Origin of the sequence: Halomonas beimenensis (genome assembly GCF_002549795.1) — a bacterium.
GTDB classification, from domain to species: domain Bacteria; phylum Pseudomonadota; class Gammaproteobacteria; order Pseudomonadales; family Halomonadaceae; genus Halomonas; species Halomonas beimenensis.
Genome location: NZ_CP021435.1, coordinates 300,470 through 321,937 on the forward strand (window position 1 = coordinate 300,470; position 21,468 = coordinate 321,937).

The 21,468-nt window shown below is 69.6% G+C and carries 19 protein-coding genes; 14 read left to right on the plus strand and 5 right to left on the minus strand.

What is annotated here, in order from left to right:
• Window positions 1-89: 89 nt before the first annotated feature.
• Window positions 90-1,421 (minus strand): MATE family efflux transporter, encoded by a 1,332-nt coding sequence (locus tag BEI_RS01460; protein WP_097787839.1) that lies wholly within the window; start codon window positions 1,419-1,421, stop codon window positions 90-92.
• Window positions 1,422-1,567: 146 nt separating this feature from the next.
• Here BEI_RS01460 and BEI_RS01465 point away from each other — a divergent pair, with 146 nt between their 5' ends.
• Window positions 1,568-1,888 (plus strand): hypothetical protein, encoded by a 321-nt coding sequence (locus tag BEI_RS01465; RefSeq protein WP_097787840.1) that lies wholly within the window; start codon window positions 1,568-1,570, stop codon window positions 1,886-1,888.
• Between the two features lie 66 nt (window positions 1,889-1,954).
• On the opposite strand, the gene BEI_RS01470 is transcribed toward BEI_RS01465, so the two are convergent.
• The 3 genes from BEI_RS01470 to BEI_RS01480 all read right to left on the minus strand — a co-directional run bounded on the left by BEI_RS01470 (window position 1,955) and on the right by BEI_RS01480 (window position 4,634).
• Window positions 1,955-2,203 (minus strand): YfhL family 4Fe-4S dicluster ferredoxin, encoded by a 249-nt coding sequence (locus BEI_RS01470; RefSeq protein ID WP_097787841.1) that lies wholly within the window; start codon window positions 2,201-2,203, stop codon window positions 1,955-1,957.
• A 62-nt stretch (window positions 2,204-2,265) separates the two neighbouring features.
• On the minus strand, window positions 2,266-2,745 hold the full coding sequence (gene coaD / locus BEI_RS01475) for a pantetheine-phosphate adenylyltransferase (RefSeq protein WP_097787842.1): 480 nt from the start codon (window positions 2,743-2,745) through the stop codon (window positions 2,266-2,268).
• Complete coding sequence (locus BEI_RS01480) at window positions 2,742-4,634, minus strand: beta-ketoacyl synthase (RefSeq protein ID WP_097790958.1); 1,893 nt, start codon at window positions 4,632-4,634, stop codon at window positions 2,742-2,744. Before BEI_RS01480 ends, coaD begins: the two co-directional genes overlap by 4 nt.
• A gap of 199 nt (window positions 4,635-4,833) precedes the next feature.
• Here BEI_RS01480 and trmB point away from each other — a divergent pair, with 199 nt between their 5' ends.
• The gene (trmB, locus tag BEI_RS01485; protein ID WP_097787843.1) at window positions 4,834-5,523 is read left to right on the plus strand and encodes a tRNA (guanine(46)-N(7))-methyltransferase TrmB; all 690 of its coding nucleotides are present in this window, start codon (window positions 4,834-4,836) and stop codon (window positions 5,521-5,523) included.
• 31 nt (window positions 5,524-5,554) lie between these two features.
• On the opposite strand, the gene BEI_RS01490 is transcribed toward trmB, so the two are convergent.
• The gene (locus BEI_RS01490; RefSeq protein ID WP_097787844.1) at window positions 5,555-6,445 is read right to left on the minus strand and encodes a LysR family transcriptional regulator; all 891 of its coding nucleotides are present in this window, start codon (window positions 6,443-6,445) and stop codon (window positions 5,555-5,557) included.
• A gap of 378 nt (window positions 6,446-6,823) precedes the next feature.
• On the opposite strand from BEI_RS01490, the gene BEI_RS01495 reads away from it, so the two are divergent.
• The 12 genes from BEI_RS01495 to BEI_RS01550 all read left to right on the plus strand — a co-directional run bounded on the left by BEI_RS01495 (window position 6,824) and on the right by BEI_RS01550 (window position 21,465).
• Entirely contained in the window at window positions 6,824-7,243 is a 420-nt protein-coding gene (locus BEI_RS01495) for a PACE efflux transporter (RefSeq protein WP_227644538.1), read from the plus strand.
• On the plus strand, window positions 7,240-7,572 hold the full coding sequence (locus BEI_RS01500; RefSeq protein ID WP_379802360.1) for a DMT family transporter: 333 nt from the start codon (window positions 7,240-7,242) through the stop codon (window positions 7,570-7,572). The genes BEI_RS01495 and BEI_RS01500 overlap by 4 nt, the downstream gene beginning before the upstream one ends.
• A gap of 343 nt (window positions 7,573-7,915) precedes the next feature.
• On the plus strand, window positions 7,916-9,358 hold the full coding sequence (dacB, locus tag BEI_RS01505) for a D-alanyl-D-alanine carboxypeptidase/D-alanyl-D-alanine endopeptidase (RefSeq protein WP_097787846.1): 1,443 nt from the start codon (window positions 7,916-7,918) through the stop codon (window positions 9,356-9,358).
• Window positions 9,359-9,386: 28 nt separating this feature from the next.
• Window positions 9,387-9,758, plus strand: a complete 372-nt coding sequence (locus BEI_RS01510; RefSeq protein WP_097787847.1) for a diacylglycerol kinase — start codon at window positions 9,387-9,389, stop codon at window positions 9,756-9,758.
• Window positions 9,759-10,103: 345 nt separating this feature from the next.
• On the plus strand, window positions 10,104-13,088 hold the full coding sequence (glnE, locus tag BEI_RS01515; protein ID WP_097790960.1) for a bifunctional [glutamate--ammonia ligase]-adenylyl-L-tyrosine phosphorylase/[glutamate--ammonia-ligase] adenylyltransferase: 2,985 nt from the start codon (window positions 10,104-10,106) through the stop codon (window positions 13,086-13,088).
• 319 nt (window positions 13,089-13,407) lie between these two features.
• Window positions 13,408-14,346 carry a sugar ABC transporter substrate-binding protein gene (locus BEI_RS01520; protein ID WP_097787848.1) on the plus strand — a complete coding sequence of 313 codons (939 nt, stop codon included), beginning with the start codon at window positions 13,408-13,410 and terminating at the stop codon, window positions 14,344-14,346.
• A 180-nt stretch (window positions 14,347-14,526) separates the two neighbouring features.
• Window positions 14,527-15,537, plus strand: coding sequence for an ABC transporter permease (locus BEI_RS01525; protein WP_227644540.1), 1,011 nt, complete (start codon window positions 14,527-14,529; stop codon window positions 15,535-15,537).
• A gap of 10 nt (window positions 15,538-15,547) precedes the next feature.
• Window positions 15,548-16,507, plus strand: a complete 960-nt coding sequence (locus BEI_RS01530; protein ID WP_097790961.1) for an ABC transporter permease — start codon at window positions 15,548-15,550, stop codon at window positions 16,505-16,507.
• Window positions 16,504-18,051: a sugar ABC transporter ATP-binding protein gene (locus tag BEI_RS01535; protein WP_227644541.1), complete on the plus strand. Its 1,548-nt coding sequence runs from the start codon at window positions 16,504-16,506 to the stop codon at window positions 18,049-18,051. The genes BEI_RS01530 and BEI_RS01535 overlap by 4 nt, the downstream gene beginning before the upstream one ends.
• A 59-nt stretch (window positions 18,052-18,110) precedes the next feature.
• Complete coding sequence (locus BEI_RS01540; RefSeq protein WP_097787850.1) at window positions 18,111-19,187, plus strand: maleylacetate reductase; 1,077 nt, start codon at window positions 18,111-18,113, stop codon at window positions 19,185-19,187.
• A complete protein-coding gene (locus tag BEI_RS01545) occupies window positions 19,184-20,551 on the plus strand; it encodes an amidohydrolase family protein (RefSeq protein WP_097787851.1) in 1,368 nt (455 codons plus the stop codon). Before BEI_RS01540 ends, BEI_RS01545 begins: the two co-directional genes overlap by 4 nt.
• The gene (locus BEI_RS01550) at window positions 20,548-21,465 is read left to right on the plus strand and encodes an NAD(P)-dependent oxidoreductase (RefSeq protein WP_097787852.1); all 918 of its coding nucleotides are present in this window, start codon (window positions 20,548-20,550) and stop codon (window positions 21,463-21,465) included. The genes BEI_RS01545 and BEI_RS01550 overlap by 4 nt, the downstream gene beginning before the upstream one ends.
• Window positions 21,466-21,468: the final 3 nt, after the last annotated feature.

Genomic DNA, 21,468 nt, shown 5'->3' on the forward strand with positions numbered 1-21,468 from the left:
GAAACACCGGAGTTTACACGGCAGTAAATGAGGATGTTGAGTACCGCCGGCGGCCAGGATATCGAGCGCAGCAATAAATCAGTGTTTCCCTAACTCGACCAGCGCCCTCGGCGGTAGCCCAGGTAGTAGGCGATCAGCACCCCGGAGCGCACGGCGGTGAAGAGGGTGAAGGCCAGCCAGAGGCCATGGTTGCCCCAGCCCTGGGTCAGCCACCAGGTCGGCAGGTAGGCCGCCAGGGCGAGGAAGATGCTGTTGCGCATCTCGCGGATCGCCGTGGCGCCGATGAAGACCCCGTCGAGCAGGTAGCTCCAGACGGCGATCAGCGGCATGGCCACCATCCACGGCAGGTAGTGACCGGCGGTGTCGCGAACCGCCGGAAGGTCGGTGAGGGCGGCGATCAGCAGCTCTCCCCCCAGGGCGAAGGCCAGGGCGGCGGCCCCGGCGGTGGCCAGCGAGAAGCGCGCCGCGCCGCGCACCGTGGCGGCGAACTCGTCGAACCGTCGACGGCCCACCGAGCGCCCGGTGAGTGCCTCGGCGGCATGGGCGAAGCCGTCCAGGCCATAGGAGGTCAGCATGACGAACTGCAGCAGGACGGCGTTGGCCGCCAGCACGGTGTCGCCCTGGGCGGCGCCCCGGGAGGTGAAGAAGGCCATGGCGAACAGCAGCCCCAGGGTGCGCACGAACAGGTTGGCATTCACCTGGAAGAGCTCGCCGTAGGCGGACAGGCGCAGCAAGCGGGAGCGGCGGAACCGGCCCTCCAGGATCCGGAGCTGGCGCGAGACCAGCCATAGGCCGACGATCAGGGCGCTGTAGTCGGCGATCACCGTGGCCCAGGCGACCCCGTCGCTGGTCATGCCCAGGCCCACCACGAACAGCAGGTCCAGCACGATGTTGACGCCGTTGGTCAGCACCAGGATCGCCAGCGTCACCCGGGAGTTCTGCTGGCCGAGGAACCAGCCGAGGATGGCGTAGTTGGCCAGCACCGCGGGGGCCGAGAGCAGCCGGATGCGCGCGTATTCCGTGGCCAGGGCCGTGGCCTCCGCGCTGCCGTCGAGCAGCCAGAGGCCGAATTCGACCAGGGGCCCGCCGGCGAGGATCAGCCCGCCGCCGATGGCCGCGGCCAGCAGCAGCGACTGGCCCAGCAGGTGGCGGACCGCTTCATCGTCCTCCCGTCCCACCGCCTGGGACGTCAGGCCCGTGGTGCCCATGCGCAGGAAGCCGAACCCCCAGTAGAGGAAGCCGAACAGGGTGGCCCCCAACGTCACCGCCGCCAGGTAGCGGGAGTCCGGCAGGTGGCCGACCACGGCGGTGTCCACCAGGCCGAGCAGCGGCACGGTGACATTGGACAGGATGATCGGCCAGGCCAGGGTCCAGATGCGCTGGGGAGGGCGAGCGGTCGAGGCAGGGGCGGATGAGGTCACGAGGGCTCCGGTCGGGACACGAAGCCGGGAGGATGGCGCCTGGCGATGGCGGGTGCAAGCCGTCCGGCCGGCAGAAATTCCGGCTACGCTTGGGGAAAGCGGTCGAGACGCTCGGCCGGTGGCGATCCAGCGCAAGGAGAAGGGAAATGAAGCGAGTGACGGGATGGGGCGCCGGTGCCGCCCTGGTGATGGCCCTGGCGGTGGCCGGACAGCCGGCCCTGGCCGTGGACGACTACGATTCCGTGCACCCCAGCGGCGGCGCCATGGTGGCGGACGCGCTGCTCGCCCGGCCGCTGCTGGCGGCGGCCACGGTCGGCGGGACGGCGGTCTTCCTGGTGTCGCTCCCGTTCAGCGCCCTGGGCGGCAACGTCGAGGCGGCCGCGGAGACCCTGATCAAGACCCCTGCCGAGGCGACCTTCCGGCGCTGCCTGGGATGCAAGGTGAGCCGCCGCGCCGACGAGCTCTAGTCGCCGGGTGGCCGAAACGACGACGCCCCGCACTGGGCGGGGCGTCGGTGTCGTGCGTGCGCGTCGTCAGGCCGCGGTGATGCGACGGTATTTCTCCATCAGCTGATCGCGGTTCTCCCGGCGCTCGGGGTCCAGCGGGATGCAGTCCACCGGGCAGACCTGCTGGCACTGGGGCTCGTCGTAGTGGCCCACGCACTCGGTGCACAGCTCGGGGTCGATGACGTAGATCTCTTCCCCCGGCGAGATGGCGCCGTTGGGGCATTCGGGTTCGCAGACGTCGCAGTTGATGCACTCGTCGGTGATCATCAGGGCCATGGGGTACCTCACGGAATCGTGGCCGGCGCGGTCGGGCTCAGGCACATGCCCGAGTCGCATGCTCAGGTATTGTAATGGCTGACGAGCGCCCGGGCGACCTCGGGATGCACGTGCTTCGAGATGTCGCCGCCGAGGCGGGCGATCTCGCGCACCAGGGTGGAGGAGATGTAGGAGTTCTCCACCTCCGGCGTCAGGAAGACGGTTTCCAGTTCCGGCATCTGGGCACGGTTCATGTTGGCCAGCTGCAGCTCGTACTCGAAGTCCGAGACCGCGCGCAGCCCGCGCAGCAGCACGCGAGCGTTCTGCTGCTTCATGAACTCGGTCATCAGCCCCGAGAAGCCGACCACCTCGACGTTGTCGAGGCCCGCCACCACGGTGCGGGCCAGGGCGATGCGGGTGTCGAGGTCCAGCGCCGGTCCCTTGCCCGGGCTCGTGGCGATGGCCACCACCACCTTGTCGAACAGCCGCGCGGCCCGTTCGATCAGGTCGAAGTGGCCGTTGGTGATGGGGTCGAAGGTGCCGGGGTAGACGGCGACGGTCATGCCTCCCCCCCATCGTCGAGCCGGCCGAAGGGGTTGTCCACGGCCAGCGACACCGGCCGGGCGTAGCCGGGGATGCGGATGGCGTCCGCGTCGACCTCGAGCTCGGGGCCTTCCAGGACGCCCTCGCCGAAACGGTAGCGCGCCTGGAAGCGGCCCTGGTCGGCCTCGTGGCGGTAGGCGGCGGCCGCCTCGCGGGTATGCTCCCGGCGGGCCCGCCACTCGGCCAGCGCGGCCTCGCCATGACGGGCGGCCATCATGCGCTCGGTCACCGCGGGGGACAGCACCACGCCGGTGGCGTTGTTGCCGCCGAAGCCCTTGGCGTTGATGAAGGCCGCGTCCGCCGCGAAGCGTTGCGGGTCCCGGAACAGTCGCAGGCGCTCGCCATGGACGTCGTCCGCCACGGCGTCCAGGGTGGGAATCCCCGGCAGCAGGTCGTGGGCGAAGCTGCCCAGGGCGCTGGCGAGCTGGTCGCCCGCGGCGCTGCCCTGGGAATGGCCGACGAAGGCCTTGACCGCGACGACCGGCCAGTCCTCGATGCCGTGGGCCTGGGCGACCAGGTCGAAGACATGGGACTCGGTGACCCGGTTCTTCGGCGTGCTGGTGCCGTGGGCATGCAGGAAGGTGCGTTCGCGCAGGGCGCGTTCGCCCAGCATGTCACGGACCAGGGCGGCGGCCTTGCCCAGGGTGATGTAGTTGCCGATGCCGGGCGCGGAGATGGAGCGCTTCCAGCCGTCGGCGTTGACGAAGACGTCCGGCACGCTGCCCAGCACCTCGGCGCCCACCTCCAGGGCCAGGGCGTCGTCCATCAGCATCACGAACTGGCTGGACTCGCCCATGGTGAACCCGCAGTTGCGGGCGAAGGGACGGCAGGCGCGCTGGTAGTCCGTGTCGGTGAGCAGCTCCAGGGCATCCAGGGCCTTGAGGCTGTCGTCGTCGGCCAGGGCGCCCATGGCGCGGAAGCCCTCGACGATCTCCGGGGTGATGGGGGCGTCGGCCGTGCCGACCATCACCACCCGGCGGCGGCCGGCGCGAATGTCGTCCACGCCCAGGCGCAGGTTGTAGAGGAAGCTGGCGCAGGCGCCCAGCACCGCCCCGGTGCCGCCCACGCTGCCCAGGACGTAGGCGTTGAGGAAGTCGGCGGGCATCTGGCCATAGCCCAGCGGCATCTGCTTGGAGGTCGCGCGCTTGCCGGAGACGAAGCTCTTGAGCAGGCCCCCCCAGCCCTCGTCGTCGAGCTGGCCGATGGAGTTGCCGGCGTAGACCGCCACCAGGTCGGGATCCAGGCGGTCGCGCAGCGCGTCCCACTCCAGCCCGCTGTCGCCCAGACAATCGCTGGCGGCGAACACCGCCATGGACAGCCCCCGGGGATGGTGGACGCTGCGGTACAGCCGGCTCGCGTCGAACCCGGTGGGCAGCTGCCCGGCGGCGCGGACCTGGGCCGGTCGGGTCTCGGGCAGCATCACATCCATCTCGCCGGCCGGTACCGTGACCTCCAGGGTGCGGCGATCGAGTTCACGCACCTGCCAGGTGGGGGGCAGGGTCTCGGGTAGCTGGCGACGCCGCACGCGAAACGTCATCGGCGCCTCCAGGGCCAGGCTGGCGCGACGGTTGGCGGGCAGTCCCTCGGCATTGAAGCGGGGGTCCTCGATACGCCGGATCAGGGTGTGGTCGAGCACCCGCTGGCGGGTCTGCTCGACGAGGGCGGCAGCGTCGAGGGTGTTGCCATCGGCGTCGTGCCAGGCGTCGTTCGCCTGGGCGCTGGCCAGGCGCATCATGGCCGCCAGACCGAGCAGGGTCTGGGCCTGGTCGTCATCGGGCAGGGCGTCGAGCACGGTGCGGCGAAACGCCTGATGGCCCGAGGTTCGGCCGGCGGGATTCACGCCGCCCATGCCCACGATCACCGGTAAATATGACAAGCCGGAGTCCTCGTTGTGCGGTTGATGTCTGGGCTTCATTGCCGCTATTTGGGCAAGGATCATAGCACCCGGCCGACCACCCCGTCATGCCGCGCCATGATGGGCCGCGCCTGCGCCGACCCCCCTGGGGCTGATAGAATATCGGCCCCTTCGCTGTTCAGCGGTCATCGTCATGGCAGAGCGCTCGCGCATCATCACCTCCAACCAGCCCGGCCCCCATCAGGACCTGTCGCGCCGGGTCGCCCGGGCGCTGGCCCACCCGCTGCGCAAGCCGCTCGCCGAGCACACCCGGGCCGCGTTCGCGGAGGCCGAGGCCTGGCGGGCCGAGCGTGCCGGGGCGCCGCTGATCCTGGATGCCGGCTGCGGCGTGGGCCTGTCCACGCGCCGCCTGGCCGAGACCCATCCCGAGGCCGCCGTGATCGGCGTCGACCGCAGCGCCGATCGCCTGTCCCGGGACCATGGCACCCTGCCCGAGAATGCCCGGCTGGTCCGTGCCGACCTGGTGGATTTCTGGCGGCTGGCACTGGCCGCGGGCTGGCGCCCGTGGCGCCATTACCTGCTCTACCCCAATCCCTACCCCAAGGCGGCCCACCTCAAGATGCGCTGGCAGGGCCATCCGGTGTTCCCTGCCATCCTGGCGCTGGGCGGACGCCTCGAGCTGCGTTCCAACTGGCGGCTCTACGTCGAGGAGTTCGCCCTGGCGGTGGAGCAGGCCACCGGCGTGGCCGCCCCCGTGGAGCCCCACGATCCCGGGGGCGACTTCCTGACGCACTTCGAGCGCAAGTACCACCTGAGCGGCCAGCCGCTGTGGCGCCTGGTGGTGGAGCTGCCGCATCGGCCGGAGCTCCTGCCCCTTTCCTGAGAACGTGCAGTTTGCGGATCACGTCGGGGGACTAGCGCCGGCGGTGGCGGAAACGCTCCCCCAGGACTCGCCGCAGCCAGCGGGCGATGGGACCCTGGGCGGCGTCGCGCCGGGAAACCGTTTCCACCTCGATGACCGGCAGGGTGCCGAGCGCTTCCCCCGAGAGCGCCACCAGGTGATCGCGGAACGGCGGGTACTGGGCGATGTGCTCGGGCACCAGGGCCCAGCCGAGCCCGCGCGTGGCGAGCTCGGCCATGGAGTAGAAGCTGTTGAGCCGCCAGAACTGGGCGCTGAGCGGCGCCGCCGCCTCGCCCTCCGAGCGCGAGGCGATCAGCAGCTGGCGATGGGCGGCCAGGTCGCCAGGCGTGGGAGAGGGGCGCGCGGCGAGGGGATGGTCGCGCCCCACCACCAGGACCTGGCGCAGGTGGGCGATCGGGACCCCCTCCAGCAGCGGGCCGCGGCCCAGCCGACCGAGCAGGATGCCCAGGTCGGCGGTACGATCCTCCACCCAGCGGGCGATGTCGCCCTGGGCGCCATACAGCAGGGTCAGCTGGAGGGCGGGATAGTGATGCGCCAGCGCCTCCAGGGTCTCGTCCACCTGGGGCATTTCCACCAGCGCCTCGTCGATGGCGAGTACCAGCCGCGCCTCTTCCCCCTGGGCGATGGCCAGCGCCCGGGATTCCAGCCGTTGACACTGGCGGATCACCGCCCGGGCCTCGTGGACCAGGGCGTCGCCGGCCTCGGTGAGCCGCGGCAGGCGCCCGCGGCGGTCGAACAGCGTGCAGCCGAGATCGGCCTCCAGGTGGCCGATGGCGGTGCTGACCGCCGACTGGGCCCGGCCCAGGTGGCGGGCCGCCGCGGAGAAGGAGCCGCGCTCGGCGCAGGCGATGAGCACTTCCAGCTGGTCGAGGCTCCAGCGCATGGCATGACCTATCTGAATTTCCGATGGAATCCAACTCGTATCCATCGCCATGATGGCGAGAATAGGGCCCCGGGTCGAGGTCAGGACCGATGCCGTTAGACAAAGCGAGGGGTGCCGGGGACAGGTCGGAGAGGAGGTCCTACGCCAGGGGTGAGGAGCACGGCTCCGAACGGGCTGGCCAAGGATGGCCAGCACCGGCCCTGCAAGCGGCGCAGGATGCGAGAGCGCCGCAGGGCGTCGGTAGCGCCCACGGAAGGGTTCACAGCGCCTCCTCGTCGGTCCGGCGCTCCGGGACCTGTCGACGGGGTAGCCCCGAGCGATAGCCGCTCAGGCCGCCTGAGGGCTCGAAGGGGCTCTCATGGGAAACTCTTGGAGGTCATGATGCGCTCCTGGAAGGAACGACTGACGCACACCCTGCTCTTCGAGGCGGGCGGGCTGGTGATGGTGACGCCCCTGGCCAGCGAAGTCACCGGGCACGGCCTGGGGGAAATCGGGGTGCTGGCCCTGGGCCTGGCCACGACCGCCATGCTCTGGAACCTGGTCTGGAACCGGCTGTTCGATGCCTGGGTCCCGACCCGGCGGCGCAGCCTGCGCCAGCGATTCGCCCAGGCCTTCGGCTTCGAGCTGGGCCTGCTGGTGACGACCCTGCCGGCGGTGGCGTGGTGGCTCGACATCGGCCTGGTCGAGGCCTTCTGGCTGGATCTTGGGTTCATGCTCTTCTTCCTGGCCTATGCCCTGGTGTTCAATACGTTCTTCGATCTTGCGATGCGCCGTTACCTGGCGCGGGGAGGTGCCTGATGGCCTATCTGTTCATGGCGGTAGCGATCGTCGCCGAAGTCGTGGCCACGAGCTCGCTCAAGGCGTCCCAGGAGTTCACCCGCTTCTGGCCGAGCGTGGTGGTGGTGGTCGGCTATGGCCTGGCCTTCTATACCCTGACCCTGGCCCTGCGCACCCTGCCGGTGGGCATCGCCTATGCCTTCTGGGCCGGGCTCGGCATCGTGCTGGTGACCCTGATCGGCATCCTGGTCTACGGCGAGCGCCTGGACCCGCCCGCCGTGGTCGGCCTGGCGATGATCGTCGGCGGGGTGGTGATCATCCAGGCCTTCTCCCAGGTCTCGGCTCACTGAACAAGGCTATTGCAGTTTGGTTGTCGCTCGGGGCTGATCCGTCGACAGGTCCCGGAGCGCCGGACCGACGAGGGGGCGCTATGACCCCCTCCCTGGGCGCTACCGACGCCCTGCGGCGCTCTCGCATCCTGCGCCGCTTGCAGGGCCGGTGCTGGCCATCCTTGGCCAGCCCGTTCGGAGCCGTGCTCCTCACCCTTGGCGTAGGACCCCCTCTTCGACCTGTCCCCGGCGCCCCTCGCCATATCCAATTCCGATACTCGGCTCACTGAGCCTGGCGGTCGAATCCTGCCGGATGGCCAGGTAGACTGCGCCTGGCCAGATCGTCGCCCGCCGGGATATCCAGATGCCGTTTCGTCTCCTCGCCTGCTGCCTGTTGTGCCTGCTGCCCCTGGTGACCCAGGCCCAGGGGTTCGCCCGTCTCGCCGAGCTGGCCGAGGACGGCTTCCGGATCGGTGCCGAGGCCCGCTTGCTGGGCAACGGCGAGCCGGGCGAGACGCTCGGCAGCATCGAACCGCGGCTGGCCCTGTCGCCGGCCTCGGTGTCCAAGGTCTACGTGGCGGCGGCGGCCCTGGACCGCTTCGGCCCCCAGCATCGCTTCACCACCCGCCTGGTCGGCACCGCCGAGCCGGATGCGGCGGGCGTGCTGGACGGCGACCTGATCCTCGACGGCGGCGGTGACCCGGCGCTGACCACCGAGGACCTGTGGCGGCTGGTGCAGCGCCTCCACCAGGCCGGGGTGCGCGAGGTAACCGGGCGCCTTGTGATCAGCCAGTGGCGCTTCGGCCCGGTGACCTGCATCACCACCGACCGCTGCGAGGGCCAGCATCGGGTGGACAACGCCTACAGTGCCCTGCTGTCCTCGGCGGCGATCAACTACGGTAACTGGTGCGTCACCGTGGCCCCGGCGCGGATGCCCGGCGAGCCGGCGGTGGTGACCAGCTGCGACAGCCAGACCCGGCTGCCGGCCATCGACAACCGGGTGGAGACCAAGCCCGACGACAGCGGCACCCGGCTCACGGCCGAACGCCTGACCCGCGACGGCGCCGACGTCATGCGCGTCGGCGGCCAGATCTCCACCAACGCCCATCCCCGGGAGATCTATCGCACCAGCTCCGACCCCGCCGGACAGACCGCCGAACTGCTGATGGCCATGCTCGACCAGGCCGGCATCCCGGTGGCCGGCGGCGCGGTCACCACCGCCCTGGAGCCCCCCGACACGGCGCATCGGCTGGCCGCGGTGGATGGCGAGCCATTGCAGGAACTGCTGCTGCGTACCCTCAACTACTCCAATAACTTCATGGCCGATACCCTGGCCCTGGACCTGGCCGAGGTCCCGCGGCCGAACCTGGTGCAGGCCGGCGACGCCATCGAGGCCTTCGCCCGGGGCCTGCCGGGCCATGGGGAGGTGCGCCTGGACAGCGGCAGCGGCCTGACCCCGGAGAATCGCACCACCGCCGCCGGCGTGAACGTGCTGCTGGAGAGCCTGTTCCGCCGCCCCGCGCTCTTCCCCAGCTTCGTGGCCGCGCTGCAGTCGCCCGGCAACGGCGTGATGCGCTTCATCCGGCGCGGCTCGGAGACCTTCCAGCACCACGTCATGCTCAAGACCGGCACCCTCAACCAGCCGGTGACGGTCCGCGCGGTGGCCGGTTACTTCCGCACCCGCACGGGACGCTGGGGAGTGTTCTCGGTGTTGATCAACGGCACCGCCTCGACGCCCTACCTGAGCTGGTCCACGGTGTTGGATCGGCTCTCGGTGGACCTCGACGCCATGATCGCGTCACATTGAGCGCCTCGCTCGCCAAGGAGACCCGTCCATGAAGCCCGCTCACACCGGTTATCGCCACCTGGTCCATGCCACCCGCTACTCCCTCAAGGGGTTCGGCGCGGCCTTCCGCAACGAGTCGGCCTTCCGCCAGGAGCTGGGCGTCTGCGTGGTGCTGCTGCCGCTGGCCGTGTGGCTCGGCCGGGAGCCGGTGGAGTGGATCCTGCTGGTGGGCAGCTGCCTGCTGGTGCTGATCGTCGAGCTGCTCAACAGCGCCATCGAGAGCGTGGTGGATCGCATCGGGCCGGAACGCCACGAGCTGTCCGGCCGGGCCAAGGACATCGGCTCGGCGGCGGTGATGCTGTCGCTGTGCCTGGCCGGACTGACCTGGGGCCTGCTGGCCTGGGCGCGCTTCCTGGCCTGAGGACGGGGCTATCGCAGTTTGCGTTGTCGCTCGGGGCTGATCCGTCGACAGGTCCCGGAGCGCCGGGCCGACGAGGGGGCGCTGTGAACCCCTCCCTGGGCGCTACCGACGCCCTGCGGCGCTCTCGCCTCCTGCTCCACTTTGCAGGGCCGGTGCTGGCCATCCGTGGCCAGCCCGTTCGGAGACATCCTCCTCACCCCTGGCGTAGGCCCCCCTCTCCGACCTGTCCCCGGCGCCCCTCGCCAGACCCGACTGCGATAGCCCTGGGGGTAGGCTCGGTCGCTAGTGCCCAGCGCCCCGGCTTGGGTATGCTGGAGGGCATGACCCACCGGATGCGAGATGCCCATGGCCCTGCCCGATGACTTCCTGCCGCTGGATGCCATTCCCGAACCGCTGGTGGCGCCGCTGCGACATGCCTGGGAGCGCCTCGTCACCTCCCTGGAGCAGGCCGACAACCTGGCGTCGCTGCAGGACCAGGAGAGCCCCGTCGAGAGCTGGGCGGCGCTCTCGGTGGAGCGCCGCGAGCAACTGGCGCGGGTACTGGCCGTCTCCGACTTCGCCGCCGAGACCCTGATCCGCCACCCCGACTGGCTGATCCACCTGGACGCCGCCGGCGAGCTGGATGCCGCGCCGGGCAAGGCGACCCTGGACGAGGCCCTCGCCGAGCGGCTCGAGGCCGCCGAGGACGAGGCGGGCCTGCACGCCGCCCTCCGCCGCTTCCGCCGGGCACGCATGCTGGGCATCGTCTGGCGCGACCTGACCCGGCCGCCGGGCGTCGACATGTGGGCCACCGCCAGCGCCGTCAGCCACCTGGCCGAGAGCTGCCTGGAACTGGCCCTGGACTGGCTGGAGCGCCATCTCGAACCGCGGTGGGGCCGACCCGCGCCGCGCGCCGACGGCAGCGAGCAGCGCCTGGTGGTGCTCGGCATGGGCAAGCTGGGCGCCGGCGAGCTGAATCTCTCCTCGGACATCGACCTGATCTTCGCCTTCCCCGAGAAGGGGGAGACGCAGGGCGGGCGCAAGGCCCTGGAGCACCAGGAATACTTCACCAAGCTCGGCCAGAAGCTGATCGCCGCCCTGGACGCGGTGACCGCCGACGGCTTCGCCTTCCGCGTCGACATGCGGCTGCGTCCGCTGGGCGACGGCGGCCCCCTGGTGGGCAGCTTCGCGTCGCTGGCCGGCTACTACCAGGACCAGGGCCGCGAGTGGGAGCGCTATGCCATGCTCAAGGCCCGCCCGGTGGCCGGCGACCTGGGGGCCGGCACCGAGCTCCTGGCGAGCATCCGGCCCTTCGTCTATCGCAAGTACCTGGATTTCGGGGCCATCGAGTCGCTGCGCGAGCTCAAGGCGATGATCAATCGCGAGGTGCGCCGTCGCGGCATGGAGGACAACATCAAGCTCGGGCCGGGGGGGATCCGCGAGGTGGAGTTCGTGGTCCAGGCCTTCCAGCTGATTCGCGGCGGGCGCGACACCGAACTGCAGGTCACCTCGCTGAAGACGGCCATGGAGCGCCTGCCGTCGCTGGGCCTGCTGCCGGACGAGGTGGTCGAGGAACTGCTGCCCGATTACGTCTTCCTGCGTGACATCGAGCATGCCCTCCAGGCCCTGGAGGACCGCCAGACCCAGACCCTGCCCGCCGAGGACCTCGATCGGGAGCGGGTCGCGCTGGCCCTCGACATTGAGGACTGGCCCGCGGTCATGGCGCGGCTCGACGAGGTGCGCGCCCGGGTGCGTCGCCACTTCGACGCGGTGATCGCCGACCCCGAGGAGGAGGCCGAGGACGAGGTCGCCGGCGCCCCGGGCGGCGGTGTCGAGCTCGAGGAGTGGCGGGCGCTGTGGCGCGACACCCTGGGGGAGGACGAGGCCCTGGCCCGGTTCGAGGAGGCCGGCTTCGCCGATCCCGCCGCCGCCTGGCGGCGCCTGCGGGCGCTGCGGGACTCCCGCCAGGTGCAGGCCATGCAGCGGATCGGCTACGAGCGCCTGGAGGCGCTGATGCCGCTGCTGCTCGACGCCGCCGGGGGCAGCGAGGCCCCGGATCCGGCCCTGGAGCGGGTGCTGCCGCTGATCGAGGCCGTGTTGCGGCGCACCGCCTACCTGGCGCTGCTGCGCGAGAATCCCGAGGCCCTCGAACACCTGATGCGGCTGTGCAGCGCCAGCCCTTGGATCGCCGAGCAGCTGGCCCGTCACCCCATCCTGCTCGACGAGCTGCTGACCCCGGACACCCTCTATACCCCGGCCGACAAGGATCGCCTGGCCGACGAGCTGCGCCAGGCCCTGGGGCGTATCCCCGAGGAGGACGAGGAGGCCCAGCTCGAGGCCCTGCGGGTCTTCAAGCACGCCCAGGTGCTGCACGTGGCCGCCTCGGACATCGCCGGTACCCGCCACCTGATGAAGGTCAGCGACTATCTGACCCATATCGCCGAGGTGATCCTCGAGACGGTGCTGGCCATGGCCTGGAAGCACCTGACCCGCAAGCACGGGTTCCCCGAGCGCCGCGACGGCGAGCGCTGCGGCCAGGCGGCGGAGTTCCTGATCGTCGGCTACGGCAAGCTCGGCGGCATCGAGCTCGGCTACGGCTCGGACCTGGACCTGGTGTTCCTGCACGACGGCGCGACCCAGGGCAGCACCGACGGCGAGCGGCCCATCGACAACGCCGTCTTCTTCACCCGGCTCGGCCAGCGCATCATCCACCTGCTCACCGCCGTGACCCCGGCGGGGAGCCTCTACGAGGTCGACATGCGGCTGCGGCCGTCCGGCAATGCCGGCCTGCTGGTGTCGAGCCTCGACGCCTTCGCCGACTACCAGCGCCGCGAGGCCTGGACCTGGGAGCACCAGGCCCTGGTGCGCGCCCGGGTGGTGGCCGGCCACGAGGCCCTGGCCGAGCGCTTCGAGGCCGTGCGCCGCGAGATCCTGGGACGCGAGCGCGATCCCGAGGCCCTGCGGGAGGAGGTGGTGGCCATGCGGCGCAAGATGCGCGACCACCTGGCCGGCCCCGAGGAGGGCGACGACTTCGACCTCAAGCAGGACCCGGGCGGCATGGTGGACATCGAGTTCCTGTGCCAGTACGCGGTGCTGGCCATGGGCCACGAGACGCCCGACCTGCTGACCTACAGCGACAACATGCGCATCCTCGAGACCCTGGAGAGCACCGGCCGGCTGCCCGCCGAGGACTGCCGGCGGCTGCGCGAGGCCTACCTGGCCTGCCGCACCGCGGCCCACCGGGCGGCCCTGACCCGCGAGGCCGGGCGAGGGCGCAACGCCGACTTCCAGGTCCACCGCCAGGCCGTCATCGACGTCTGGCGGCGACTGCTCGAGCCGGGTGGCGACTGAGACAGCCCGGCATCCCGGCCACCCTCCTGCCCCGTTCACTCCGCGCCCCGCCTGTCGATGACAGCCGGGGCGCGCTGCCTTTCGGTCACTGCCCGGCTCTCCAGGGAAAGGCCCCTTCGTGGCGAGGAGGCCGACAAGGGATCGAGGATGGCTACTGCCGTCGATTCCGGCGGCGGGAAGCAAAATAACCAGATTGGTCATTTCTCTCTGATGGTCGCGTTGCCGCGGATCATGGGCCGCCCCTAAGCTGCGTGAAACCTGATGAGCTCTCCGGGGCGAATCGTTCCAAGCGACTACTACAACAAAGCAGGTGAGAGAAATGATCTACAAGACAGCGCTAGCCACCAGTGTGATGATGCTTTCCGCCGGCCTCGTCCAGGCCGAGGAGACCTACCGGATCGGCATCACCCAGAACAATGTCGGCGTCGACAGCTACCAGACCACCTACGAAAGCGCCTTCGAGGCGGCTGCCGCCGGGATGGACAACGTCGAGGTCGTGGTGCTCGACGCCGGTGGCGATGTGGCCCGCCAGATCGGGCAGGTGCGCAACCTGGTTCAACAGCGGATGGATGCCATCATCATCTGGCCGACCAACGGCCAGGCGGTGATCCCGGCCATCCGCCAGGCCCACCAGTCGGGCATCCCCGTCGTGGTCACCAACTCCAAGATCGCCGAGGCCGGCCTCGATTACATCGCCGCCTTCTCCGGCCCCGACAACGTCCAGCAGGGCGCCTCCTCGGCCGAGATGATGTGCGAGGCCCTGAACGGGGAGGGGCAGATCGTCCAGATCGCCGGTCAACCCGGTTATACCACCGCCATGGAGCGCTCCCAGGGCTTCGAGGACCGGCTGGCCGAGGCGTGTCCCGGCGTCGAGATCCTCGAGACCCAACCCGCGGACTGGAACCGCGAGAAGGCTCAGCGCGTCATGGAGAACTTCCTCACCAAGTACGACGACATCGACGGCGTCTACGCCGGCGACGACAACATGGGGGTCGGCGCCCTGAACGCGGCCAAGAGCGCCGGACGGGCGGACGAGATCGCCTTCATCGGGGCCACCAACTTCGCCGTGGGCTACGAGGCCATCGGCAACGGCGAATACTACGGCTCCATCTATCAGTCGCCGGTCGACGATGCCGAGGCGGCCCTGCAGACGGCCCTCGACATCCTGGCGGGCAAGGAGGTCCCGAAGATGAACTTCTTCGAGACGCCCAAGATCACCGCCGACAACCTGACCGAGTTCGACAAGCCGGTGTTCTGACGACCCGCGCCCCGGGCGCAGGGTGTCGGACGACGCCATGCGCCTCGCCACTGACGATCCGTTGGCCATCGACGATGGCCGCCAGGCCCCCCGGTCGCGTCCTTCGACGCGGCCGCGGCCCAGGCAGCGGACTCCTCGATGACCTTCGGAACAAGGTCGTTCCCCCTACAGGTGAGTGACATGGCTTCTGCAGAAGACGTCAAGCAAGGCTTCATGCTGAGCAAGAACCAGAGGGCCGGGCTCCTGAGCTTCCTCTCGGCCCAGGGTATCCTGGTGTTCTTCCTGATCAGCATGCTGGCATTCTCGCTGTTCTCCGAACAGTTCCTCTCCCAGTCCAACATCATGACGGTGGTCCGTCAGGCCTCGATCATCGGCATCATCGCGGTCGGCGTGACCGTGGTGATCATCGGCGGCAACCTCGACCTGTCCGTGGGCTCGATGCTGTCCTTCTCCACGGTGCTGGTGGTCGACCTGCACGACAAGATCGGGCCGACCAACGCCATCCTGGTGATGTTCGCCATGACCCTGCTGATCGGTGCCGTGAACGGTTTCCTGATCGGCTTCATGCGACTCAATTCCCTGATCGTCACCCTGGCCATGCTCTCGGCGATCCAGGGGCTGGTGCTGATCTACAGCGGCGGCCAGAACGTCGACATCGCCAACCAGGGGGATACCTGGTTCGCCTTCTTCGGCCGCGACTACGTCGCCGGGATCGCCGTGCCGGTACTGCTCTTCGGGCTGTTGGCGGTGATCGTCCAGGTGGTGATGTCCTTCACGGGCTACGGACGGCGCATCTTCGCGATCGGCGGGAATCCCGTGGCGGCGGTCTACTCCGGCATCCGCAAGAACTGGTGCGTGTTCAGCACCTACCTGATCTCCGCCTTCTGCGTGGCCTGTGCCGCCCTGGTCCTGGGCTCCCGGGTGATGGGCTCCCAGAACAACGTGGGCCAAGGCTACGAGCTGCTGGTGCTGGCCGGCATCATCCTCGGCGGGACCAGCCTGCTGGGCGGGGCGGGCAGCATCTGGAAGACGGTGATCGGCGTGCTGATCCTGGGCTTCATCCAGAACGGCCTGCTGCTGATGGGCTACCCCTACTACGCCCAATGGCTGGTGACCTGGGTGATCATCATCCTGGCCGTCTGGCTGGACCTCGCCTACAAGCGCAAGCACCTGTTCACGACCCATTCCTGAGGTGATCACCATGACTACGCTCAAGAGTTTCCTGAGGGGCGGCGCCTTCATCCAGCCGATCTGGATCTTCGTGATCGCCCTGTTCGTCTTCTTCAGCCTGATGTCGGAGTACTTCCTGTCGCTGGGCAACATCAACAACATCCTGGTGCAGACCTCGACGATCGGTCTGCTCGCCCTGGGCATGACCTACGTGATGATCAACGGCAACATCGATCTCTCGGTGGGCGCGACCCTGGGCCTGGCCGCCTCGCTGGCCGTCGGCCTTCAGCCGCTCGGCCTGACCGTGGCGGTGCTGGCCTCCCTGGCCGCCGGCATCGTGATCGGTGCCATCAATGGCCTGATCGTCTGGAAGACCGGAGTCAACGCCTTCATCGTCACCCTGGGCGCGATGATCGGGGTGCGCGGCTTGATCTTCGTCTACACCCAGGAGCAATCCTTCTACGCCAGCAACTTCGCCTTCGTGGATTTCGGCGCCAGCACCATCGGCCCCTTCCCGGTCCTGGCCATCATCTTCCTGGCCTGCACCCTGATCATGCACCTGGTGCTCAAGAAGACCGGCCACGGCCGCAACACCTTCGCCGTGGGCGGCAACCCCGAGGCGGCGATGGATGCGGGGATCCGCATCGGTCGCAACATGCTGATCAACTTCATCATCGTCGGCTTCTTCGCGGCCCTGGCCGGGGTCCTGCTGGCGACCCAGATGGGCGCGTCAACGCCCAACCTGGGGCGCGACTACGAGCTCTGGACCATCACCGCGGTGGTGCTCGGCGGCACCAAGCTCACCGGGGGCCATGGCAGCATCTCCGGCACCCTGGGCGGCGTGCTGGCCATCGGCATCCTGCGCAACGGCATGAACATGATGCAGGTCCCTGCCTTCTACGTGCTGGTCATCCTCGGCGCCATCCTGATCACGGTGCTGATCATCGACCAGCGACTGAACGTTCCGACTGCCAAGGGGGTGCGCGCATGACCGCCATGACGCAGAACGCCGAGGCCCGTCCCGTCCTCGAGCTGGTCGACATCACCAAGCGATTCCCCGGGGTCGTGGCCCTCAACAAGGTGAGCTTCGATGTCCGCCCGGGCGAAGTGCATGCCCTGCTGGGCGAGAACGGTGCCGGCAAGTCGACCCTGATGAAGGTGCTGGCCGGCAAGCACCGGCCCAACGGCGGCAAGATCATCCTCGAGGACGAGGAACGGGTCTTCGACACGCCGAAAGAGGCCAAGCGCAGCGGCATCGTGCTGATCCACCAGGAGCAGTCCCTGGTCCCGGAAATGAGCGTGGCCGAGAACATCTTCCTCGGCAGCACGCCGCGCAAGTGGGGCAACCGGGTCGACTGGAAGCGGCTGCACGCCGACAGCACCGAGATCCTGGAACGGTTGAAGTGCGACTTCTCCTCCCGGGACCTGGTCTCCAGCCTGTCGATCGCCAAGAAGCAGATGGTGGAAATCGCCCGGGCCCTGGTGTTCACCCCCAAGATCGTGGTCTTCGACGAGCCGACCGCCTCGCTGACCGACCACGAGAAGCCGGTGCTCTACGACGTCATCCGCAACCTCCAGGCCCAGGGCGTGGGCATCGTCTACATCTCCCACCGCATGGACGAGATCTTCCAGCTTTCCCAGCGCATCTCGGTGCTGCGTGACGGCGAGTACACCGGCACGGTGAATACCGCCGAGACCGACGAGGAGAGCGTCACCCAGATGATGATCGGGCGCAGCCTCGAACTCGACCATGCCAGCAAGCCCAGCGAGTTCGGCGGCCCGATGCTCGAGGTGCGTGGGCTGACGGTCAAGGGAGTCTGCTCCGATGTCAGCTTCACGGTCCGCAAGGGCGAGATCGTCGGCATGTACGGCCTGGTGGGCGCCGGTCGCTCGGAGGTCGCCGAGACCATCTTCGGGTTGCGTCACTACACCGCCGGCGAGATCCGCCTGGACGGCCAGGTGGTCGACTTCCGCTCCACCCATGACGCCGTGACCAGCGGGATCGCCCTGGTGCCCGAGGACCGCAAGGACCAGGGGTTGGTGCTGGGGATGAACTGTCGCGACAACATGACCCTGGCCGGGCTCTCGACGGTCTCGTCATTCGGCTTCATGAAGTCCCGGGACGAACGCGCCGTCTATGACCGCTACCAGCAGGCCATGAAGATCAAGTCGCCGAGCTGGCGCCAGCGGGTGGGCAACCTCAGCGGCGGCAACCAGCAGAAGATCGTCATCGGCAAGTGGCTGCACACCCACCCCCGGCTGTTGATCCTCGACGAGCCGACCCGCGGCATCGATGTGGGCTCCAAGGCCGAGATCCATGCCCTGATCAAGGAACTCGCCCGCTCCGGCTATGCCGTCCTGGTGATTTCCTCGGAGATGCCGGAAGTACTGGGCGTGAGCAATCGCATCATCGCCATGTACGACGGCCGGGTGACGGCGGAGTTCGACGCCGACAACGTCGGCGAGGACCAGCTGGTGCAGGCGATCACCGGCATGACCGGCTCGACACCCCAGGCGGCCGGAGCGGTCGTCTAGCCCATCGCGGCGCCCCGGTTCGGGGCGCCACAGGCAACTGCCACGTCAGAGGAAACATCATGCAACCCTTTGTCTATGAAGGCCTGCCATCTCGGGTGGTGTTCGGCCAGGGGACCCTTTCGCGCCTCGAGGAGGAACTCGAGCGACTCGGCTGCCGACGGGTGCTGGTGCTGTCCACGCCCCAGCAGCGCGCCCAGGCCGAGCAGGTGCTGGCCCAGGTGGGCGAACGCGGCGCCGGTCTCTTCGCCGAGGCGGCCATGCACACCCCGGTGGAGGTGACCGAGCGCGCCCTGCGCCGCGTCGAGGCGCTCGGCGTCGACGCCACCGTCGCCATCGGCGGCGGCTCCACCATCGGGCTGGGCAAGGCCATCGCGCTGCGCACCGACCTCCCCCAGGTCGCCATCCCCAGCACCTATGCCGGCTCGGAGATGACGCCGATCCTCGGCGAGACCCGGGACGGCATCAAGACCACCCAGCGCACCCTGGCGGTGCTGCCCGAGACCGTGATCTACGACGTCGACCTGACCCTGACGCTGCCGGCCGGCCTCTCGGGGACCAGCGGCATCAACGCCATCGCCCATGCCGTGGAGGCGCTCTACGCCCGGGATCGCAACCCCGTGATCTCGCTGATGGCCGAGGAGGGCATCGCGGCGCTGGCCAGGAGCCTGCCGGTGATCGCGGACACCCCGACCGATGCCGCGGCGCGCGCCGACGCCCTCTATGGCGCCTGGCTGTGCGGGGCCTGCCTGGGCTCGGTGGGCATGTCCCTGCACCACAAGCTCTGCCATACCCTGGGCGGCTCCTTCGACCTGCCTCACGCCGAGACCCACACCGTGGTGCTGCCCCATGCCACGGCCTACAACGCGCCCGCCGCCCCCGAGGCGATGTCACGCATCGCCAGGGCGCTGGGCGTGAAGGATGCCGCGGCCGGCCTGTTCGACCTCGCCGGCGCGGTGGGGGCACCCACCTCGCTGGGCACCCTGGGCTTCACCGCCGAGGACATCGACCGCGCCACCGAGATCGCCACCCGCAACCCCTACTGGAACCCGCGCGAGGTCGAGGCCGACGGCATTCGCCGCCTGCTGGCCGACGCCCAGGCCGGACGCCGTCCCGCCGGCGAGGAGGCCCCCTCATGAGCATCCTCTTCACGAACGCCACCGTCCTCACCCAGGATCCCGACCTCGGCGACCTGACCGATGGCCAGGTGCTGGTCGAGGGCAGCCGGATCCTGGCCGTCGGCCACGATCTGGATGCCGAGGGGGCCGAGATCGTCGACTGCCGGGGCGGCATCCTGATCCCGGGACTGGTCAACGCCCACCTGCATACCTGGCAGACCGGGCTGCGCGGCGTGGCCGCCAACTGGACCCTGCTGGAGTACTTTCGGCACGTTCACCGTGGCCTGGCGACGCTGTTCGCCCCGGACGACATCCGCATCGCCACCCGCATGGGGGCCCTGAACCAGCTCGACTGCGGGACCACCACCCTGGGTGACTGGTGTCACAACAACCCGACGCCGGCGCATACCGACGCGGCGGTGGAGGGGCTCCTTTCGTCGGGCATCCGTGCCGTCTTCCTGCACGGCTCGCCCAAGCCGGCGCCCAAGCCGGGTCAGCCGCACTTCAGCGAGATCCCGCATCCGCGCGGCGAGGTGGAGCGGCTGCTGGCCGGACCGCTGGGGGAGCCCGACGGCCGGGTGACCCTGGGCCTGGCCATCCTGGGGCCGCACTACTCGACCCTGGAGGTGACCCTCCACGACTTCGCCCTGGCCAAGGAATTCGGCCTGATCGCCTCCATGCACCAGGGCGGCGGCGAGCCGGTGACCCCCGGAGGCTGGGACGAGATCGAGGCCCGGGGGTTGCTGGGGCCAGACATCAACATCGTCCATGGCCATGGCCTCTCCGAGGACCAGCTGGCGCGCTTCTGCGCCCGGGGCGTGACCTTCTCGATCGCCCCCGAGAACGAGATGACCCAGGGCCATGGCTTTCCCGTCACCGGCCTGGTGCGACGCCATGGCGGCGTGATCTCGCTGGGCGTGGACCTGGAGTCGGTGCTCTCCGGCGACATGTTCTCGGTGGCGCGCATGGCCCTCGGCATGCAGCGTGCCCTGGATAACGACGCCTCGCGCCGGGCCCAGGGACGGATTCCCGAGACCTCCACGATCACCACCCGGGAAGCCCTGGGCTGGATCACCCTGGACGGCGCCCGGGCGCTGGGCCTCGACGATCGGATCGGCAGCCTGACGCCGGGCAAGCAGGCCGACCTGGTCCTGCTGGATAGCGGTCGCCTGAACATGCAGCCGGTCAGCGACCCCGTCTCCACCGTGGTCATGCAGGCCAGCCTGGCCAACGTGGACAGCGTCATGGTGGCCGGCGAGTTCCGCAAGCGGGCAGGACGCCTGCTGGAGGCGACCGACGACGGCATCGCCGAGCTCGCCGCGTCCGGCCACCGCATCTATCGCGAGCTCAAGGCCCGTGAACAACAAGAGGAGACCGCATCATGACGACTTCGACCCCCGTGGCCTGGGTCGGCCTCGGCAAGCTGGGGCTGCCCATGGCGAGGCGCATCGTGGCGGGTGGCCTGGCCGTCAGTGGCTTCGACCTGAGCGACGAGCGCCTGGCGCTGGCCCGGGAGGCCGGCATCGAGCCCCGCGCCGACCTGGGTGAGGCCGTCGAGGGCTGTCCGCTGGTCTTCGTCTCGATCCCCGATGATCGTGCCTTGACGGCCCTTTGCCTGACCGAGGGCGGACTGCTCGAGCGGATGGCCTCCGGCAGCGTGCTCATCGAGACCAGCACCGTCAGCGTCGAGGTCTCGGCGCGGGTGGCCGAGGCGGCCGCCGAGCGCGGCATCGCCTACCTGCGCTGTCCGGTGTCGGGCAATCCCGTGGCCGCCGAGGCCGGCACCCTGTCGGCCATGGTCTCCGGCCCCCGGGAGGCCCTGGAGCGGGCCATGCCGGCCCTGCGCCACTTCACCAAGGCGCAGTACTGGCTGGGCGAGGATGAGCAGGCGCGCTTCGCCAAGCTGGCCATCAACCTGATGATCGCGGTCAGTGCCGGGATGCTGGGCGAGGCCCTGACCCTGGCGCGCAAGGGCAACATCGGCTGGGACGCGATGCTCGAGCTGGTCGGCGATAGCGCCGTGGGCTCGCCCATGGTGCAGTACAAGGTGCCCCCGCTGCGGGATCGCGACTTCACCTCGACCTTCTCCGCCGCCCAGATGGCCAAGGATCTCGACCTGATCCTCGGCTGCGCCCACGGCGCCGGAGTGCATGCCCCGCTCGCCGCGCAGATGCGCGAGGCCTATGGCGCCCTGATCGCCACCGGCCACGGCGAAGACGATTACATCGCCACCGTCCACCACACCGAGCGGCTCTCCGGGCTGCCCGATACCGTGCCGGTCGCCGGCACCGAGGGATGACAC

Excerpts from the sequence above, each read along its gene's own strand:
- BEI_RS01490 (WP_097787844.1), bottom strand. The coding sequence starts at position 6,445 with ATGCGCTGGAGCCTCGACCAGCTGGAAGTGCTCATCGCCTGCGCCGAG.
- BEI_RS01510 (WP_097787847.1), top strand. The coding sequence starts at position 9,387 with ATGAAGCCCGCTCACACCGGTTATCGCCACCTGGTCCATGCCACCCGC.
- BEI_RS01550 (WP_097787852.1), top strand. The coding sequence starts at position 20,548 with ATGACGACTTCGACCCCCGTGGCCTGGGTCGGCCTCGGCAAGCTGGGG.
- coaD (WP_097787842.1), bottom strand. The coding sequence starts at position 2,745 with ATGACCGTCGCCGTCTACCCCGGCACCTTCGACCCCATCACCAACGGC.
- BEI_RS01520 (WP_097787848.1), top strand. The coding sequence starts at position 13,408 with ATGATCTACAAGACAGCGCTAGCCACCAGTGTGATGATGCTTTCCGCC.
- BEI_RS01540 (WP_097787850.1), top strand. The coding sequence starts at position 18,111 with ATGCAACCCTTTGTCTATGAAGGCCTGCCATCTCGGGTGGTGTTCGGC.
- BEI_RS01465 (WP_097787840.1), top strand. The coding sequence starts at position 1,568 with ATGAAGCGAGTGACGGGATGGGGCGCCGGTGCCGCCCTGGTGATGGCC.
- BEI_RS01545 (WP_097787851.1), top strand. The coding sequence starts at position 19,184 with ATGAGCATCCTCTTCACGAACGCCACCGTCCTCACCCAGGATCCCGAC.
- BEI_RS01495 (WP_227644538.1), top strand. The coding sequence starts at position 6,824 with ATGATGCGCTCCTGGAAGGAACGACTGACGCACACCCTGCTCTTCGAG.
- BEI_RS01480 (WP_097790958.1), bottom strand. The coding sequence starts at position 4,634 with ATGGGCGGCGTGAATCCCGCCGGCCGAACCTCGGGCCATCAGGCGTTT.
- trmB (WP_097787843.1), top strand. The coding sequence starts at position 4,834 with ATGGCAGAGCGCTCGCGCATCATCACCTCCAACCAGCCCGGCCCCCAT.
- glnE (WP_097790960.1), top strand. The coding sequence starts at position 10,104 with ATGGCCCTGCCCGATGACTTCCTGCCGCTGGATGCCATTCCCGAACCG.
- BEI_RS01525 (WP_227644540.1), top strand. The coding sequence starts at position 14,527 with ATGGCTTCTGCAGAAGACGTCAAGCAAGGCTTCATGCTGAGCAAGAAC.
- BEI_RS01530 (WP_097790961.1), top strand. The coding sequence starts at position 15,548 with ATGACTACGCTCAAGAGTTTCCTGAGGGGCGGCGCCTTCATCCAGCCG.
- dacB (WP_097787846.1), top strand. The coding sequence starts at position 7,916 with ATGCCGTTTCGTCTCCTCGCCTGCTGCCTGTTGTGCCTGCTGCCCCTG.
- BEI_RS01535 (WP_227644541.1), top strand. The coding sequence starts at position 16,504 with ATGACCGCCATGACGCAGAACGCCGAGGCCCGTCCCGTCCTCGAGCTG.
- BEI_RS01470 (WP_097787841.1), bottom strand. The coding sequence starts at position 2,203 with ATGGCCCTGATGATCACCGACGAGTGCATCAACTGCGACGTCTGCGAA.